General features: G+C 61.6%; 19 protein-coding genes. 9 read left to right on the top strand and 10 right to left on the bottom strand.

Annotated features, from left to right (window positions below; translation table 11 throughout):
• Window positions 1-98: 98 nt before the first annotated feature.
• The gene (hemN, locus tag V5B40_RS13715; protein ID WP_332355026.1) at window positions 99-1,496 is read right to left on the bottom strand and encodes an oxygen-independent coproporphyrinogen III oxidase; all 1,398 of its coding nucleotides are present in this window, start codon (window positions 1,494-1,496) and stop codon (window positions 99-101) included.
• Window positions 1,497-1,758: 262 nt separating this feature from the next.
• Between hemN and fnr the strand changes: the two genes are divergently transcribed.
• Window positions 1,759-2,502 (top strand): fumarate/nitrate reduction transcriptional regulator Fnr, encoded by a 744-nt coding sequence (gene fnr, locus V5B40_RS13710; protein WP_332355025.1) that lies wholly within the window; start codon window positions 1,759-1,761, stop codon window positions 2,500-2,502.
• Between the two features lie 35 nt (window positions 2,503-2,537).
• Here fnr and V5B40_RS13705 read toward each other — a convergent pair whose 3' ends face one another.
• The 8 genes from V5B40_RS13705 to V5B40_RS13670 form a co-directional block, all read right to left on the bottom strand.
• Entirely contained in the window at window positions 2,538-2,930 is a 393-nt protein-coding gene (locus V5B40_RS13705) for a SirB2 family protein (protein WP_332355024.1), read from the bottom strand.
• Entirely contained in the window at window positions 2,930-4,252 is a 1,323-nt protein-coding gene (locus V5B40_RS13700; RefSeq protein WP_332355023.1) for a hypothetical protein, read from the bottom strand. The genes V5B40_RS13705 and V5B40_RS13700 overlap by 1 nt, the downstream gene beginning before the upstream one ends.
• A complete protein-coding gene (locus V5B40_RS13695) occupies window positions 4,252-4,479 on the bottom strand; it encodes a DUF2249 domain-containing protein (protein ID WP_332355022.1) in 228 nt (75 codons plus the stop codon). The genes V5B40_RS13700 and V5B40_RS13695 overlap by 1 nt, the downstream gene beginning before the upstream one ends.
• A gap of 40 nt (window positions 4,480-4,519) precedes the next feature.
• Window positions 4,520-4,963, bottom strand: a complete 444-nt coding sequence (locus V5B40_RS13690) for a hemerythrin domain-containing protein (protein ID WP_332355021.1) — start codon at window positions 4,961-4,963, stop codon at window positions 4,520-4,522.
• Window positions 4,964-5,450: 487 nt separating this feature from the next.
• The gene (locus tag V5B40_RS13685; RefSeq protein WP_434735875.1) at window positions 5,451-5,630 is read right to left on the bottom strand and encodes a hypothetical protein; all 180 of its coding nucleotides are present in this window, start codon (window positions 5,628-5,630) and stop codon (window positions 5,451-5,453) included.
• 68 nt (window positions 5,631-5,698) lie between these two features.
• Complete coding sequence (locus V5B40_RS13680) at window positions 5,699-6,040, bottom strand: hypothetical protein (RefSeq protein WP_332355020.1); 342 nt, start codon at window positions 6,038-6,040, stop codon at window positions 5,699-5,701.
• 34 nt (window positions 6,041-6,074) lie between these two features.
• On the bottom strand, window positions 6,075-6,449 hold the full coding sequence (locus V5B40_RS13675; protein WP_332355019.1) for an Hsp20/alpha crystallin family protein: 375 nt from the start codon (window positions 6,447-6,449) through the stop codon (window positions 6,075-6,077).
• 12 nt (window positions 6,450-6,461) lie between these two features.
• Window positions 6,462-6,896 (bottom strand): Hsp20/alpha crystallin family protein, encoded by a 435-nt coding sequence (locus V5B40_RS13670; protein WP_332355221.1) that lies wholly within the window; start codon window positions 6,894-6,896, stop codon window positions 6,462-6,464.
• A gap of 157 nt (window positions 6,897-7,053) precedes the next feature.
• Here V5B40_RS13670 and V5B40_RS13665 point away from each other — a divergent pair, with 157 nt between their 5' ends.
• The 6 genes from V5B40_RS13665 to V5B40_RS13640 all read left to right on the top strand — a co-directional run bounded on the left by V5B40_RS13665 (window position 7,054) and on the right by V5B40_RS13640 (window position 12,639).
• Window positions 7,054-8,007, top strand: a complete 954-nt coding sequence (locus V5B40_RS13665) for a DnaJ C-terminal domain-containing protein (RefSeq protein WP_332355018.1) — start codon at window positions 7,054-7,056, stop codon at window positions 8,005-8,007.
• Between the two features lie 3 nt (window positions 8,008-8,010).
• A complete protein-coding gene (locus V5B40_RS13660; protein WP_332355017.1) occupies window positions 8,011-8,319 on the top strand; it encodes a chaperone modulator CbpM in 309 nt (102 codons plus the stop codon).
• A 95-nt stretch (window positions 8,320-8,414) separates the two neighbouring features.
• Window positions 8,415-8,963, top strand: coding sequence for a hypothetical protein (locus V5B40_RS13655; protein ID WP_332355016.1), 549 nt, complete (start codon window positions 8,415-8,417; stop codon window positions 8,961-8,963).
• Window positions 8,964-9,332: 369 nt separating this feature from the next.
• A complete protein-coding gene (locus V5B40_RS13650; RefSeq protein WP_332355220.1) occupies window positions 9,333-10,190 on the top strand; it encodes an alpha/beta fold hydrolase in 858 nt (285 codons plus the stop codon).
• A gap of 81 nt (window positions 10,191-10,271) precedes the next feature.
• Window positions 10,272-11,822 carry a class I adenylate-forming enzyme family protein gene (locus V5B40_RS13645; RefSeq protein WP_332355015.1) on the top strand — a complete coding sequence of 517 codons (1,551 nt, stop codon included), beginning with the start codon at window positions 10,272-10,274 and terminating at the stop codon, window positions 11,820-11,822.
• Window positions 11,823-11,835: 13 nt separating this feature from the next.
• Window positions 11,836-12,639, top strand: a complete 804-nt coding sequence (locus V5B40_RS13640; RefSeq protein ID WP_332355014.1) for an SDR family NAD(P)-dependent oxidoreductase — start codon at window positions 11,836-11,838, stop codon at window positions 12,637-12,639.
• Between the two features lie 72 nt (window positions 12,640-12,711).
• Here the strand turns inward: V5B40_RS13640 and V5B40_RS13635 are convergent, their stop codons facing one another.
• Window positions 12,712-12,909, bottom strand: a complete 198-nt coding sequence (locus V5B40_RS13635; protein WP_332355013.1) for a hypothetical protein — start codon at window positions 12,907-12,909, stop codon at window positions 12,712-12,714.
• 236 nt (window positions 12,910-13,145) lie between these two features.
• On the opposite strand from V5B40_RS13635, the gene V5B40_RS13630 reads away from it, so the two are divergent.
• Together V5B40_RS13630 and egtD are read left to right on the top strand one after the other, a co-directional pair.
• The gene (locus tag V5B40_RS13630) at window positions 13,146-13,640 is read left to right on the top strand and encodes a hypothetical protein (protein ID WP_332355012.1); all 495 of its coding nucleotides are present in this window, start codon (window positions 13,146-13,148) and stop codon (window positions 13,638-13,640) included.
• A gap of 126 nt (window positions 13,641-13,766) precedes the next feature.
• Window positions 13,767-14,717, top strand: coding sequence for an L-histidine N(alpha)-methyltransferase (gene egtD, locus V5B40_RS13625; protein ID WP_332355011.1), 951 nt, complete (start codon window positions 13,767-13,769; stop codon window positions 14,715-14,717).
• Window positions 14,718-14,785 lie beyond the last annotated feature (68 nt).

The following is a 14,785-nucleotide window of genomic DNA, read 5'->3' as shown; positions in this document are numbered from 1 at the left end:
CTATATGGCATGACCCTTGGGGATGAGTGCGAACGCCGAGCTGAATGAGCCGGGATTCTACTCCTTCCTCTTCCTCGGCGACCGGCCGCGCCTTGGCTTCAGATGACCTTCGAGTAGCGGGTACGCTGTCGGTCGGCGCGCAGGTAGCGGTCGAAAACCATCGAAATTGCGCGTACCAGCATCCGTCCTTTTGGGAGAATGGTGATCCAGCGGTCGTCGATGCGCACCAGTCCGGCATCGACCATCTCGCGCAGATCTTCGAGCTCGGTGGCGAAATGCTTCTTGAAGTCGATCAGGTGAGCAATTTCAATCGACTCGATCGACAACTCGAAGTGACACATCAGTGACTGAATGATCGACCGCCGCAGCAGGTCGTCAGCGTTCAGTTCGATCCCGCGATAGACGGGCAGGGTGCCGCTGTCAAGCAGGTCATAGTACTCGTCGAGGGTCTTCACGTTCTGACTGTAGGTCGGTCCGACCTTGCCGATCGACGAGATGCCGAAGGCCAGCAGATCACAGTCCGAATGCGTCGAATAGCCCTGGAAGTTACGATGCAGGCGCCCCTGCCGCTGAGCCGTTGCCAGTTCATCGTCGGGCTTGGCGAAATGGTCCATGCCGATATAGACATAGCCGGCTTCGGTCATCTTGCGGATGGCCAGGGAAAGAATCTGCAGGCGTGCATCGGCGCTCGGCATGTCCGCGTCGAGGATGCGCCGTTGCGGCTTGAACAGGCTCGGCAAGTGCGCGTAGTTGTAGATCGATACGCGGTCCGGGCCGGCGGCAATGATCCGGTCGAGCGTGCGGCTGAAGCCGATCACCGTCTGTTTGGGGAGGCCGTAGATCAGGTCGACGCTGATCGACTTGAAGCCGCTGGCGCGCGCCGCGTCCATTACCGCCAGCGTCTCTTCCTCGCTCTGAACACGATTTACGGCCTGCTGGACTGCCGGGTCGAAATCCTGGACGCCGACACTCATGCGGTTGAAGCCCAGTTCAGCCAGTAGTTCGACAGTAGCGCGATCGACCTTGCGGGGGTCGACTTCGATCGAGTACTCGCCGTCTTCAATCAACTTGAAGTACTGGCGTGTAGTCGCCATCAGTTGGCGCATTTCATCGTGCGCGAGGAAGGTCGGCGTACCGCCACCCCAGTGCAGTTGCGCCACTTCCTGATCGCCACCTTCGAGATAGCTGCTCTGCAGCGCCAGTTCGCGGGCCAGATACTTCAGGTACTTGGCTGAACGACCATGGTCTTTGGTAATGATCTTGTTGCAGGCGCAGTAGTAACAGATGGTGTTGCAGAAGGGAATGTGGAAGTACAATGACAACTGCCGGCTGACGGCACCAATGTTGCGCTTGCCCAGCCATAGCTGGTATGCATCCGGGCCAAAGGCCTCGACGAAGCGATCCGCTGTCGGGTAGGACGTGTAGCGGGGGCCATTGATGTCGAAGCGGCGGATGATCTGCGGATCAAACACGAGGTTTTCAGTGCCAGAGTTCATGTTTCCACTACATTGTTGATTGCATGCATTATCGGATTGCCCTGAAGTAAGCGGGTTGACGTGGATCAAACGCAGAGTTTAGGCGATTGCCGGAACAGAACGTACCAGATTGCGCCGGATTTTCGGTCGGCTTCAAGGCGCGACAACAGGCGCATAGTCGAACTATGTAACGGTTGTCGTAACACAGAAGACGGGCGAAAAGACAAGCAGGATGGTATGTTATTTGACCGAAATCGCCTTAGTGAAAAGGATGCCGATGCCGATGTCGACAAGAGATGCGACCGCGAGACTCGCGTTTGAGGTGGTGAAGACCGCCTGTTCGAACTGTAACCTGCGCGAGCTCTGTCTGCCGATCGGCCTCGAGGCGGACGAACTGAAGAAACTCGACGAGTTGGTTTCGACGCGCAGGCGCCTCAAGCGTGGCGATTACCTGTACCGTGCGGGTCAAGGCTTCGAGTCGATCTACGCGGTGCGCAGCGGTTTCTTCAAGACCGACGTGCTGATCGAGGACGGTCGCGATCAGGTCACCGGTTTCCAGATGACCGGCGAGTTGCTCGGCCTGGACGGGATCAGCAGCGAAATACATACCTGTAACGCCATCGCTCTCGAAGACAGCGAAGTCTGCGCCATCCCCTTCTCGCATCTCGAAGGTTTGTCGCGGCAAATCCAACCCCTGCAGCACCACTTTCACCAGGTGATGAGCCGCGAGATCGTTCGTGATCACGGGGTGATGATGTTGCTCGGCACCATGCGCGCCGAGGAACGCCTGGCGGCCTTCCTGCTCAACCTTTCGCAGCGCTTCAAGGCGCGTGGCTACTCGCCGGCCGAATTCAACCTGCGCATGTCGCGTGACGAAATCGGCAGCTATCTCGGCCTCAAACTGGAAACCGTCAGCCGCGCGTTTTCGCGCTTTCAGGACGAAGGCCTGCTGTCCGTTCACCAGAGAAAAATCCGCATTCTCAACACTTCACGCTTGAAGCAACTGATGTCTCACCAGCGTCTTTGATGCTGCGCAAGAAGAGGCTTGTATTGCTTGCTGTTTCAAGCGATCCACGCCAGCGGGCCGAGCGCGCTGCGGCTGACAGCAACGGTGACGATGTAGGCAAACGCCAGTAGCGCGGCGACGAAGAAAAACGCCCGCTGCTCTTGGCTGCGCCCGCGCTTCAAGGCCATCGTCCCGCAGCCGATGTAGATCAGCAGGCCGATCAGTTTCGCGGTCAGCCAGCCGACGGCGAAGGGGTATTGAGCGCTGATCACGGCCATGGCCACGGCGCTGCCCAGCAGGACGGTATCGACGATGTGGGGCAGGACTCGTACCAGCGGTTGCTGCAGTCGCGGCGACTTGCCGAGCATCCAGAGTCCACGCACGAAGAAGCCGCCACCGCTCAGCACGACGCAGCCGACATGCAGGTATTTCAACGTCAGATAGGTCATTACCGAGCCTCCGCAGGCGCAGCCGAAACGTGCGTCAGGGTTTCTTCGATAGTCAGTCGCTGTTGGCGGTAGAAGGTGACGGCGGCCAGCAGGTTGCGCAGCAGCCAGGCATTGGCGGCCAACAGCGCCAGTCCCGCCGGATAAGTGAACCCCTCAGGCCAGAGCACGGCTGCCAGCAGCAGCGCCAGGGCGACGAAGTGTGCCTGCATCTGCCGGTTGAGCTGGTGCCCGGCGATGACCTTGTTCATGTTCGGAGGAAACACTCGCCCGCGGCCGAGATTCTGCAAGTGTGACCAGACCAGAAAAGGCACGATCTTGTAGAGCATGCCGATCATTACCGACATGAAGCCGCCGAACAGCGCCAGGACGCCGCACAGCAGAGGCCACTCGCTGCGCTCGCCCAGGCTTGGCCAACTGCTTGCCGCAAGCCAGAGCGCGCAAGCGGCCAGAGTGCTCAGCATCGCCAGGCGCCAATAGTGTTGCGTGGCATCGAAACGGGCTCGCTTGCTGCGGCTTTGCAGCTGCAGCGTCAGCGCTGCAAAAGCGGCGATCGCGAGCACCGCCGCTGCTGCGAGCCAGGGCGACAACCATTGCCAGCCAGCACTATCGGCGACACTCCACAAGACCAGCAGCGTGAGCAGCGTCCACGAAAAATGGCCTGCGAACCACTCCGGGTAGGCTGGCGTCATCTGGAACATCGGTACGACCACGAAAGCGACGGCAGCCAGCAGGACAACGCTCCAGCCGACGAAGCCCCAACCGAGATGGATCGACGTCAGCTGCATCAGCGGCAGTGCCAGCGATCCGTCGAGGGCCACGGCCAGCAGCACGCCGAGGCAGATCGTCACCGTCAAGCCGAGCAAGGACAGCTTCAGGCCGCGAATGGTCGCGTTCGTCGAAGGCACGCCGTACAAGGCGTGCCCGGCGCCAACAATGAACAGCGCGACACCGCTGCCGATTAACACGGCGGCCAGTTCGAAGAGCAGCGGCTGGTAGCTCAGGAAGCCGCTCGCCAAGAGCAGCGCGCCAGTGGCGACTGCCGCGTTAACCAGGGTCGCTAGCAGCTGTGGTCGCGAGATGTTCGCTCCGGCGACCACCGGAAGAATCTGGAGCATCGCGCCGAGCATCACCTGCAGCATGAAGCCCACGGTGATCAGGTGCGTCAGCGCCAGGGCTGCGCCGGTCCAGCGTGAGGCGAACAGATCCGGGCCACTCCACAGCAGGAGCAGGGCGGCGAGGATGGCAAACAGCGGTGCAGTCAGAAAAAAACGAAGCGGTGCGGCAAGCGGGGGGGCCTGGTCGAACGACAGCAGCGCCTGCATCAGGGCGCTTGATGTTGGATCAGGACTTCCACCGTGCCGTCGGCTTGGCGCTTGGTCTTCCAGGTGAAACCGTTGAGTTCGAGCGCCCTGTACAACGGGTAAGGTTCACGCGGCAGGAGTACCAGCAGTTTCTCCGACCTCGCGAGCTTGTCGAGCGCTTCCATGGTGCGCACCATCGGTTCCGGTGGTTCCAGGTCGCGGGCGTCAAGAACGATAGAGGGGTTCATGGGCGATCGGCTTTCATCGGTATCAGGCTGGCGCTTGCACTTAGCCAGCAAGTTGCTTCTGCAGTTCCGGCAGCAGAGCATCGAGCTGGTCAGCCAATTGCTGGTCACACATCGGATACAGGATATTCTCTTCCTTGACATTGTGTTGTTGGATCATGATCAACAGTGTCTCGGCGTTGCCGCTGTAGTCGTCGGCCTCGCGCTTGGCCAGGGCGGCTTCGGCTGCGGCCAACAGCTGCCGCATCTGCACATGCTCGCCGCGCATGACCTGCGTTGGCCCCTGGTACATGCCGGTGCGCTTTTCGAAGAGCGGGAAGAGAATGCTTTCTTCCGCCTCGAAATGATTCAGCAGAGCGTCTCGCAAGCGCGGAAATTCGGCTTGCGCCAGTTGCCAGTTTTGGTCGTTCACGGCCTTCTCGACAACCGCCAGAAAGTCGTCGCAAGAGCGATGATCCTTGGTCATCAATTCGCTGATCTCGTGCATGAGGCGCCTCCTAGAGTTGAGCTTACCATTGTCGGCGCCAGCAGCACCGCTAGCGTTGATCGACATCAAACAATAGTTTTGGGCTCACTATCAATCCCAGGTTGGTGCGCAACGAAAGCGAGGCTAGAGTCAGTCGCAAGCCCGCCCCAGATCTCCAGGCCACCATCGCGCCGGGCACCCGAGTAGCGCTGACCGACGAGTATGACATCTACGGCCGCCTGCCTGAGTGGGGCTACAATCACAAGGCCGGCTGCCACAGCGCCCCAGGAAAGTCTTCCTCTTTACCTCGGCTTCTTGGAGTTCGTTCACCACGCCAAAAATCGCGGAAAGCGACTTCTCGAATCCGTCTTGGGCTTGCTTCTTGGCTAGCAACCCGAAACCCATAATGAGCCATCTTCGAGCGCATTCAACGGACCTGCCTCGATCTCAGCGAGCAGCCCTTCGTCGTGGCGGTGAACCGACAAGCAGCGTTGGCACGGGTTTACGCTCAGTGGCTGGTGTAGGCCTCGATCGGCGGGAATGTCGCGGCGTAGCGTGTGATCCACTCCAGCGCGGCGCTTTCGTCATCGAGGATTCGTCCTTCGACGCGCAGCACTTCCTGGCGATAGTGCTCGATGTGCTGCACCTGCTCCACCATGCGGGTGGAAAATGCGCCTTCGGCTTCCATGTGGCGGCTACCTTTGCGAGAACTGCACGTAGGTGTCGTTAGCAAGATCCGAGCCGAAGGAATGAAGTTTATGGAAAACAATCGCTTATTGATATTTCGCGGAAATCCTCAGGAAGCGATGTAAAGAATGTCGACAGCCAGCCGGGCCGAAATGCCGCGTCTTCTTCGACTCCTTGGCCTTCTGTCGTCTGCGTCGCGAAGGCTGTATCGCCGACACACACTATCGGCAAATCACGAGCGACCTGATGGCGGACATCGCCGACGCCCTGAGTTGCGATACTTCGCGGCAACTCGTCCAGCACACGGTCAACATCCTCGAATTGCATCCTTTGTGTGGCATGGACGCGATTCACCTTGGCGCTGCTCTGGCTTCCCTTGCCGAGGTGTGTGTTTCGGCCGAGGTCGCTCATCGCCGGGGCGGAGGCGTACCCCCGCCCACGATGTTTACAAGACCTTGACCTGCACCTTGCGCGGTTGCGCGTGCTCGGCCTTGGGGATGGTGAGCGTGAGCACGCCGTGCTTGAACTCGGCGCCGACCTTGCTCGCGTCGAGTTCCTTGGACAGGGTGAACACCCGCCGGTAGCGTGCCAGGCCGACTTCGGCGTGGCTGTTCTCCATGCCCTCGGGCATTTCGAGATCGATTTCGCCTTCGATGGTCAGGGCGTCGCCTTCGACATGCAGATGAAGTTTGTCCTTAGGTACGCCGGCCAGATCGGCGTAAAGGGTAATTCCCGCGGCATCTTCGATGACGTCGACCGGTGGCTGCAGGGCGGCATCGTCACGGGTGTCGGCTTTGCTGACAGCAGTGTTTTCAGACATTTTCGATCCTCCTTACTGAATGGTGATGCGGCGTGCTTGGGCGTCTTGCTTGCGACCGATACTGATGTGCAGCACGCCGTCGCGGTACTTGGCTTCGACGGCATTCGCGTCGACGTCGTCGGGCAGGGTGACGACGCGGCGGAAGCGGCCGGCAAAACGCTCGTCGATGTGCACGGTTGCTTTCTCGCCGGGCTGTTCGATCTGGCGTTCGCCGGCAACGGTGAGTACGCCTTTCTCGATTTGCACGTCCAGCGTCGCCGGGTCGATGCCCGGTGCGAAAGCATAGATTTCGACGGACTTGGCGGTGCCACCGACGTTCATCGCCGGGAAGCCGCCACGGGCTATGCCGCGAATGCTCGGGGAAAGGTGCAGACCCTGCTGCATTTCACGCTGCAGCCGATCCAGTTCCGACAACACATCGCGGGGAAACAGAGAGCGGTACATCATCATCACAAATTCCTCCATACGCTTGGCTCAGGGGCGCCGGACTCGGCGCCTCGCTACCGAAATGGGGCATTTTCCGAGCACTTCAAGATCTTGATTTCAGCCTTGTTCGTCCCCATGTGCTAGCGTTATTGCACGACTGCTGAAGCGGGGATAGCGAATGGAATTCAAGGATTACTACCAGACTCTGGGGGTGTCGCGCGAGGCGACGGGCGACGAGATCAAGAAGGCTTACCGAAAACTGGCGCGGAAATATCACCCGGACGTTTCCCGGGAAGCGAACGCAGAAGCGCAGATGAAGGAGGTCAACGAGGCCAATGAAGTGCTCTCCGACCCCGAGAAACGCGTCGCCTACGATCAGTTGGGGCGTGGCTACCGGCCTGGTCAGGATTTTCGCCCGCCACCAAACTGGGATGCCGGTTTCGAGTTTTCCGGGCGTGGCCGGGCGCCGGGCGAAACAGCCGACTTCTCCGATTTCTTCGCCGAAATGTTTGGTCGCATGGGCGGCGCGCGTGGCTTCAGTGGCGGCCAGCGCACACAGTTCCAGGCGCGTGGCGAAGATCATCACGCCAAGGTGCTGCTGGACATTGAAGACGCTTTCAGTGGCGCTACCCGGCAGATTTCCTTGCGTGCGCCGAAGAACGACGCACGGGGTCAGGTGACGCTCGAAACGCGCACCTTGAACGTCAGAGTCCCGCAGGGAGTGTACGCCGGCCAGATCATTCGCCTGGCGGGGCAGGGTGCGCCGGGGTCCGGCGGTGCGCAAGCGGGTGACCTGATGCTCGAAGTTCAGTTCAGACCGCATCCGCGCTTTCGCGCCCAGGCGCGCGACCTGCATCTGACCTTGCCCATCGCTCCCTGGGAGGCCGCGCTCGGTGCGGTGGTGCAGGTCGATCTGCCGCAAGGCGCGGTCAACGTACGCATCCCGGAAGGGACGCAGAGCGGACGGCAAATGCGGGTACGCGGCAAGGGAATTCCCGGTGCTACGCCGGGCGACCTGCTGCTCGATATCCAGGTCGTATTGCCGCCGGCCGATACGGCCAAGGCGAAAGAACTGTATGAAACCATGGCGCGGGAGCTCGCTTTCGATCCGCGTTCGCTGGGGAGGGCGTAAGCGATGCGCGACGATGAGATTCTGACCGGCAGCCCGATGGAAGACAGTTGGGTAACCCTCGAACAGCTTGCCGCCGCCTGTAGCGTCGAACCCGCGTGGCTACAGCGTCATATCGACGATGGACTGATACCGCAGGCCGAGAGCGTCGCCGGCGTGTGGTGTTTTTCCAGCATCAGCATCGTGCGTGCGCGGCGCATGAGCCAACTGGAACGTGATTTCGATGCGGTTCCCGAGCTGGCTGCTCTGGTCGCCGACCTCCTCGAGGAACTCGATGAGCTGCGCGCCCGCGTTGGCAGCGTCGATCCGGGGTGAGCCGGCGGCTAGCGAAATCTTGCTCGCCGTGTGGGTGAAGGCAGCACCACCCTGGCGATTATCCAGGCAAAGAGGACATGAACGGGAGAAAGCCTTTGCGATCTTCTGACGAGCTCGGGGCCAGCGGCGGCTGGCAAGCGGTCGCCGGCTGGCAGCTGGTCGTGGTTGTCGTTTTCGCGATGATGGTTCTTTACCTGGGCAATACCGGCGAGCGCTGGTTTCCGCTGCTTGACTCGGCGAACCTCGCTTTCCACGAGGCCGGGCACCCGCTCTTCTGGCTGCTTGACAGTCGCCTGGGTGTGTACGGCGGGACCCTCGGCCAGCTGGCGCTACCGCTGATCGTCGCGCTGAGCTTCTGGCGCCGTCGCGATCCCTTCGCCACTTCCCTGACAATGCTTTGGCTGTTCCAGAACTTCTTCAACATCGCTCGTTACATGGCTGATGCGCGTGTGCAGATGCTGCCGCTGGTGGGTGGCGATCACGACTGGACCGAGATTTTCGCGCGCCGGCAGCTGCTTCATCTCGATACGCGTATAGCCGGCCTGGTCAGCCTGCTCGGGTGGGCTGGCGTGCTCGTCGTCTGTTGCGCGCTGGCACGGACTTGGTGGCGGGCGCGTATTCGTAGTCGGTGCTGGCAAGACTGAATAAAGGATGCGCGCCTAAAGCGGCGCCTAACGTGACGCCTGAAATGAGCCCGCCCGCTCGGCCTGGCGATGCCTGCTGCTGCTCGCTGCTGCCCGCCGGCGGCCACAATTTGACTTCCCCTGTCCCTTGCGGGGATACTCGCAGGGGTAGCATTGAAGCGCTGCCTTACGCTCGACCAGCGACCCTGGCCGGCTTTCCCGTGTCGACGTCGGCAGCGAAAGCATGCTCGTCGCGGGTGTGCGTGAGGGCATTCTTTGGCGCCAAATAATCAACGAGATCGGGAGTCAGTCAAGGTGATACTCAAGGAATTCGAGGAACTGGTGGTGACATCGCGACCCGGGCAGTTCGCCAGCGCGCGGGTGAACGAAATGCGTGAAAATTCGGTGCGTTGCCTCGGCCCGCATGGCCTGCACACGATGGTCTATAGCGAGTGGGGCGATGCGGCCAATCCGCGCGTCCTGATCTGCGTGCACGGCCTGACTCGCAACGGGCGGGATTTCGATGTGCTGGCCAACGCGCTGGCCAGCGATTACCGCGTGGTTTGCCCGGACATCGTCGGCCGCGGGCGCAGCGATCGGCTTTTCTTCCCTGACGACTACGGGCTGCCCACCTACGCCAACGACATCATGACGCTGATTGCCCGGCTGGGCGTCGATTCCGTGCACTGGCTGGGGACGTCGATGGGCGGGCTGATCGGCATGTTCCTGTCGAGCCTGCCAGCTTCGCCGATCGCGCGCATGGTGCTCAACGATGTCGGTCCACTGATCGCCATGGATGCGCTGCAACGCATTGGCGAGTATCTCGGCAAGGCACCTGACTTCGCCAGTCTCGACGAGGCAGAAGCCTATGTACGTACCGTCTGTGCGCCCTTCGGCAAGCTTTCCGATGCGCAATGGCGGTTCATGACCGTCGTCGGCACGCGCCCGAAAGCGGAGGGTGGGTTCGAGATGAACTACGATCGCGCGCTTGCGCAGCCGTACCAGAAAGTTTTCCTCGAAGCCACGGAAATCACCCTGTGGCCGATGTACGACGCCATTCGCTGCCCGACGATGGTCCTGCGCGGCGCCGAATCGGACGTCCTGCTCCATGAAACGGCCGTCGAGATGACGCTGCGTGGACCGAAGGCCAAGCTCGTTGAAGTGCCGGATGTCGGTCATGCGCCGATGTTCCTCGACGAGCCGCAGGTGCGCGCCGTGCAGGACTTCCTGCTCGCCGAGCGCGGCTGAGCTACGGGAGAGGGCGGTCGTGCCGGTGAATGCGTTGCGCCACGGCGGCGCGAGGTGCTCGTCATGCCGTGATTTGCGGCGATGAATCTGGCCCACCTGCTCGCCCGCACGGCCCGCGTCTTCCCGCAGCGCAACGCGGTCACGCGCGGTGAGCAGGAACTGTGGTCGTACGCCGAGTTGTTCCGTCGCGCGGCGGTGATCGCCGGCAAGCTGCGTGGCGTTTACGGCCTGCAGGCGGGTGACCGTGTTGCCCTGTTCATGGCCAACTGCCCGCAGTACCTCGAATTGCTCTACGGCGTCTGGCACGCCGGCCTGGTGGCGGTGCCGATCAACAACAAGCTGCACCCGCGTGAAGTCGCTTTCATTTGCGAGAATTCGGCGGCGTCGCTGCTGTTTGTCGCCGGAGCGTTGGGTGGGGTGGCTGGGCCGGGTGGGCTGGACGGTGATCGGGGAACTGTGGCTGGTCGTGCGTCCGGTCTGCGCATGCTTTCGATCGACACGCCGGAATACCGGCGAATCGCCGACGGCGAAACGATCGACGTCGTACCGCGTGCGCCAGACGACCTGGCCTGGTTGTTCTACACCTCGGGAACCACCGGCCAACCCAAGGGGGTGATGCTCTCGCAGCGCAACTTGCTGGCGATGAGCCTCTGTTACTTTACCGACGTGGACCAGGCGACATCGGCGGACAGCATCCTTTATGCCGCACCGATGTCGCACGGCGCCGGCATGTACAACTTCGCGCACATACTGGTCGGTGCGCGACATGTCGTTCCCGAGTCGGGCGGTTTCGACGTCGCTGAAATCCTGGCCCTGGCGCAGCATTTCGGCCAGGTTTCGCTGTTCGCCGCGCCGACGATGGTGCTCCGGCTGGTCGACCATGTGGCTACGCACGGCAGTGATTGCCGCGGCATCAAGACCATCGTCTATGGTGGCGGGCCGATGTATCTCGAGGACATCCGGCGCGCGCTTGACGTCCTCGGTGACCGGCTGGTGCAGATCTACGGCCAGGGCGAGAGCCCGATGACGATTACCGCGCTGGCCCGGCAGCATCTCGCCGATCGTGAGCATCCCCGCTATCGGGAGCGCATTGTCTCGGTCGGCGTTGCGCATAGCGTCGTCGAAGTCGTCGTCGCCGATGTTGACGGCCAGTCGCTGCCCGCCGGTGTGGCCGGTGAGGTGCTGGTGCGCGGCGAAACCGTCATGCAGGGCTACTGGCGCAACCCGGAGGCGAGCGCTGCGACGCTGCGCGACGGCTGGTTGTACACCGGCGACGTCGGCGTTCTCGATGACGACGGTTTCCTGACGCTCAAGGATCGCTCCAAAGACGTGATCATCAGCGGCGGCAGCAACATCTATCCGCGCGAGGTCGAGGAAGTCTTGCTGCAGCACGCGGCGGTCGCCGAAGTGTCGGTGGTCGGGCGGCCGAGCGCCGAGTGGGGCGAGGAGGTCGTCGCCTTCGTCGTCTGCCGAGCGGGGTTGGCTGCGCCACCCGCGGAACTCGATCAGCTATGCCTGCAATCGATCGCGCGCTTCAAGCGGCCGAAGAACTATATCTTCGTCGCCGCTTTACCGAAGAACAACTACGGCAAGGTGCTGAAGACCGAACTACGGCGCCACTGGACCAGGTAAGGGAGAATTGAAGATGGGTGGACGTCTGCAGGACAAGGTGGCGATCATTACCGGTAGCGGCTCGGTGGGGCCGGGTTGGGGTAACGGAAAAGCGATTGCGGTGCTTTTTGCGCGCGAAGGCGCCAAGGTCGTTGGTGCCGACATCGACGCCGAGGCTGCCGCGGCGACGCAAGCCATCATCAGCGACGAAGGCGGTGCAAGTATGGCCGTGGTCGCCGACATGGTTCTTGCCGCCGACGTCGAGCGGATGGTGGCGGCGGCAATGGACGCTTACGGGCGTATCGATATCCTGGTCAATAACGTCGGCATGGCCATCGTTGGCGGTCCGGCCGAACTCGACGAAGCGACCTGGGACCGGCTGATGGCGGTGAATATCAAGAGCGCTTACCTCACCTGCCACCACGTGCTGCCGGTAATGATGCGCCAGAAGAAGGGGGCGATCGTCAATAACGCTTCGGTTGCCGTACGTGGTTGGGCGGGCGTCAACTACGGCTTCTACGCGGCCAGCAAGGGGGCGATGGTAGCCATGACGCGGACCATGGCCATTCGGCACGCGCCCGACGGCATTCGCGCCAACTGTGTTTTGCCCGGCTTGATGAACACGCCGCTGGTGCATGCTGCGCTGACCCGCGTTTATGGCGAGGAAGGCGATATCCCGAACCTGATCCGTACACGTGATGCGCAATGCCCGCTGGGGCACATGGGTGACGCCTGGGATACGGCCTATGCGACGCTGTTTCTGGCCTCCGACGAGGCCAAGTACATTACCGCCACCGAACTTCTCGTCGATGGCGGCCTGTCAGCGCGCTTCGCCTGACAAATTACGTGCTCGCAATGACGGCAAGAAGGTGGCACTACACTGGCTGCTGGCCCGCCGGTCGGCAGATGCTCAGGTGAAAGGTACGATCAGTTTGTCCCAGCCCGAGCCATTCCCTTCGAGGTCGCTGCCCCGCTCGTGAAGAGCGGCTGCGATGCGCCTTTCGAGTTCGCTGAGCAAGGCGTCGTTGTCGGGTGGCTTGCGGCGATCAGCATTGTGGCGTCGCTCGCTGCCGATACGCCGATCCAGCACCGAGCGGTGATCAGCCACTCGCCACTCGCAGCGACGGTAGCGCCGCCTGATGGCGAGGCTCTGGCCGGGGCTTGTGGTGCATGAGGCGTCTCCTTCAATCCTGAGGCCGGAGCAAGTCGGACTGTCGGCGGTCGGTCATGGCGACGGCGACGCAGGACAAGCCGCTGGCGGGAAGGCCTTCAGAGAGAACGTCGCAGAGGTCAGAACATTGACCAATGGGGAAACCCGGTATGCCACCATGAGCCATCGGAGCCTTGTTTCTTGGCGTCGACGAGTGGATCGTCCGTAGGCGCTGGCTGCCGCTGGCAGAGGGGCTTGCCTGGAGTGCCCTGGTGGAGGCCGGCAAACAGAAGCCGGAGTCGCGGGACGTCGGCGAACGGGCGCTGGCGACCGGGTTTTCTCGGCGTACCACACATCAGGTTGTCGAGGGTGCGCAAGGCCTTCAGCTTGCGCGGTGCTGGAAAGCGAACTGTGCTCATATCAAGCCTCGGAAGATGGTCATCAAGAAGGCGATTGACGCTGTTCATTGTCGATTGCAGCCGTCAGCCGTGCGCGAAGATTTACACAGCTTTTTGAAATTCCGTGTGACATGCGTCACGGTGTCGCACTTTGACTATGAAAGTCATCTACGCGGCGCACGAATCGGTGCTGGCGCCCTCCGCAGCGTGGGCATTCTCGCCAGCAGGCCGTATCATGTGGCTCTTCAGGGTGACAGTTCCTGGAGATATTCCGACTGCTTGTCATCATAGGGAGTGGCGATAGCGCCAGCCAGGAACCGTGATCCGGCTTTTGCATTCATTTCAGTATGGTCTTGCGACGGGCGATCGCTGTCGCTATTCGTTCTATTCGTTCTCCTCGTTGCGAGCTCGCTGAGAGTGCGTTCGCCGCAGCTGCTCGAGATCGATCGGCAAGATCCGGCAGCGGTTCGTGTCGAGCTGTTGCGTGAACTGGCGGCGTGCCCCGCCGTTGTCGCGCCGAAGTATTTCTACGATGCGCTGGGTTCAAGTCTCTTTGCTGCGATCACCCGCTTGCCCGAGTACTACCCGACGCGTACCGAGGCAGCGATCTTTACGCGCCATGTGGATGAAATCGCCGCACAGCTCCCGAGTGGCTTGACGCTGGTCGACATCGGGGCGGGCAACTGCGAAAAAGCGGCGCGCCTTCTGGTGCCATTCAAGGTACGCAGTTATGTCGCCGTCGACATCTCTGTGGACTTTCTGGGCGATTCGCTGGCCCGCTTGCAGCTGCAACACCCGGAGTTGCCAATGCTCGGCGTCGGCACCGATTTCTCGCGGCGGCTGCTCTTGCCTGCGGAGGCCGGCGACGGAAAGCGTCTGCTGTTCTATCCCGGTTCGAGTATCGGCAATTTTGCGCCGGCGCAGGCGCTCGATTTTCTGCGCCAGTTACGCCAGGCGGCGCAGGGTGGCGGACTGTTGATCGGCGTCGATCTGCTCAAGCCGGTGGCAGTTCTCGAAGCCGCTTACGACGATCCGCTGGGAGTCACCGCCGCCTTCAACCGCAACCTGCTACGAAACCTCAACCACGTGATCGGCAGTGATTTTGCGCTCGCCGATTGGCGGCATGTGGCTTTTTTCGACGCTCCGCAGTCACGTATCGAGATGCACCTCGAAGCGCGGCGATCCGTCAAGGTGCGCTGGCCCGGGGGCGAACGGGCGTTTGTTGCCGGCGAACGCATTCATACCGAGAATTCGTACAAGTGGCGTGCCGAGGATTTCACGGCTTTTCTGGGCGATGCGGGCTTTTCGGGAATTCGCTGCTGGACCGACGAGCGTGGCTGGTTTGCCGTCTTTCTGGCGCAGGCCTAAGGGTTATGAGGTGTCGAAATAACCCGGATCAGCAAAGTCACGATCGTCTCCATCTTTCCCCGCCTTTC

It is taken from the genome of Candidatus Accumulibacter meliphilus (assembly GCF_036625345.1).
GTDB classification, from domain to species: Bacteria; Pseudomonadota; Gammaproteobacteria; order Burkholderiales; family Rhodocyclaceae; genus Accumulibacter; species Accumulibacter meliphilus.
The sequence above is the reverse complement of the archived record's forward strand: the minus strand, read 5'-3'. Positions and strand labels throughout refer to the sequence as shown.

Coding starts and splice junctions, on each gene's coding strand:
- hemN (WP_332355026.1), bottom strand. CDS start 1,496: ATGAACTCTGGCACTGAAAACCTCGTGTTTGATCCGCAGATCATCCGC.
- fnr (WP_332355025.1), top strand. CDS start 1,759: ATGTCGACAAGAGATGCGACCGCGAGACTCGCGTTTGAGGTGGTGAAG.
- V5B40_RS13705 (WP_332355024.1), bottom strand. CDS start 2,930: ATGACCTATCTGACGTTGAAATACCTGCATGTCGGCTGCGTCGTGCTG.
- V5B40_RS13700 (WP_332355023.1), bottom strand. CDS start 4,252: ATGCAGGCGCTGCTGTCGTTCGACCAGGCCCCCCCGCTTGCCGCACCG.
- V5B40_RS13695 (WP_332355022.1), bottom strand. CDS start 4,479: ATGAACCCCTCTATCGTTCTTGACGCCCGCGACCTGGAACCACCGGAA.
- V5B40_RS13690 (WP_332355021.1), bottom strand. CDS start 4,963: ATGCACGAGATCAGCGAATTGATGACCAAGGATCATCGCTCTTGCGAC.
- V5B40_RS13685 (WP_434735875.1), bottom strand. CDS start 5,630: ATGGAAGCCGAAGGCGCATTTTCCACCCGCATGGTGGAGCAGGTGCAG.
- V5B40_RS13680 (WP_332355020.1), bottom strand. CDS start 6,040: ATGAGCGACCTCGGCCGAAACACACACCTCGGCAAGGGAAGCCAGAGC.
- V5B40_RS13675 (WP_332355019.1), bottom strand. CDS start 6,449: ATGTCTGAAAACACTGCTGTCAGCAAAGCCGACACCCGTGACGATGCC.
- V5B40_RS13670 (WP_332355221.1), bottom strand. CDS start 6,896: ATGATGTACCGCTCTCTGTTTCCCCGCGATGTGTTGTCGGAACTGGAT.
- V5B40_RS13665 (WP_332355018.1), top strand. CDS start 7,054: ATGGAATTCAAGGATTACTACCAGACTCTGGGGGTGTCGCGCGAGGCG.
- V5B40_RS13660 (WP_332355017.1), top strand. CDS start 8,011: ATGCGCGACGATGAGATTCTGACCGGCAGCCCGATGGAAGACAGTTGG.
- V5B40_RS13650 (WP_332355220.1), top strand. CDS start 9,333: ATGCGTGAAAATTCGGTGCGTTGCCTCGGCCCGCATGGCCTGCACACG.
- V5B40_RS13645 (WP_332355015.1), top strand. CDS start 10,272: ATGAATCTGGCCCACCTGCTCGCCCGCACGGCCCGCGTCTTCCCGCAG.
- V5B40_RS13640 (WP_332355014.1), top strand. CDS start 11,836: ATGGGTGGACGTCTGCAGGACAAGGTGGCGATCATTACCGGTAGCGGC.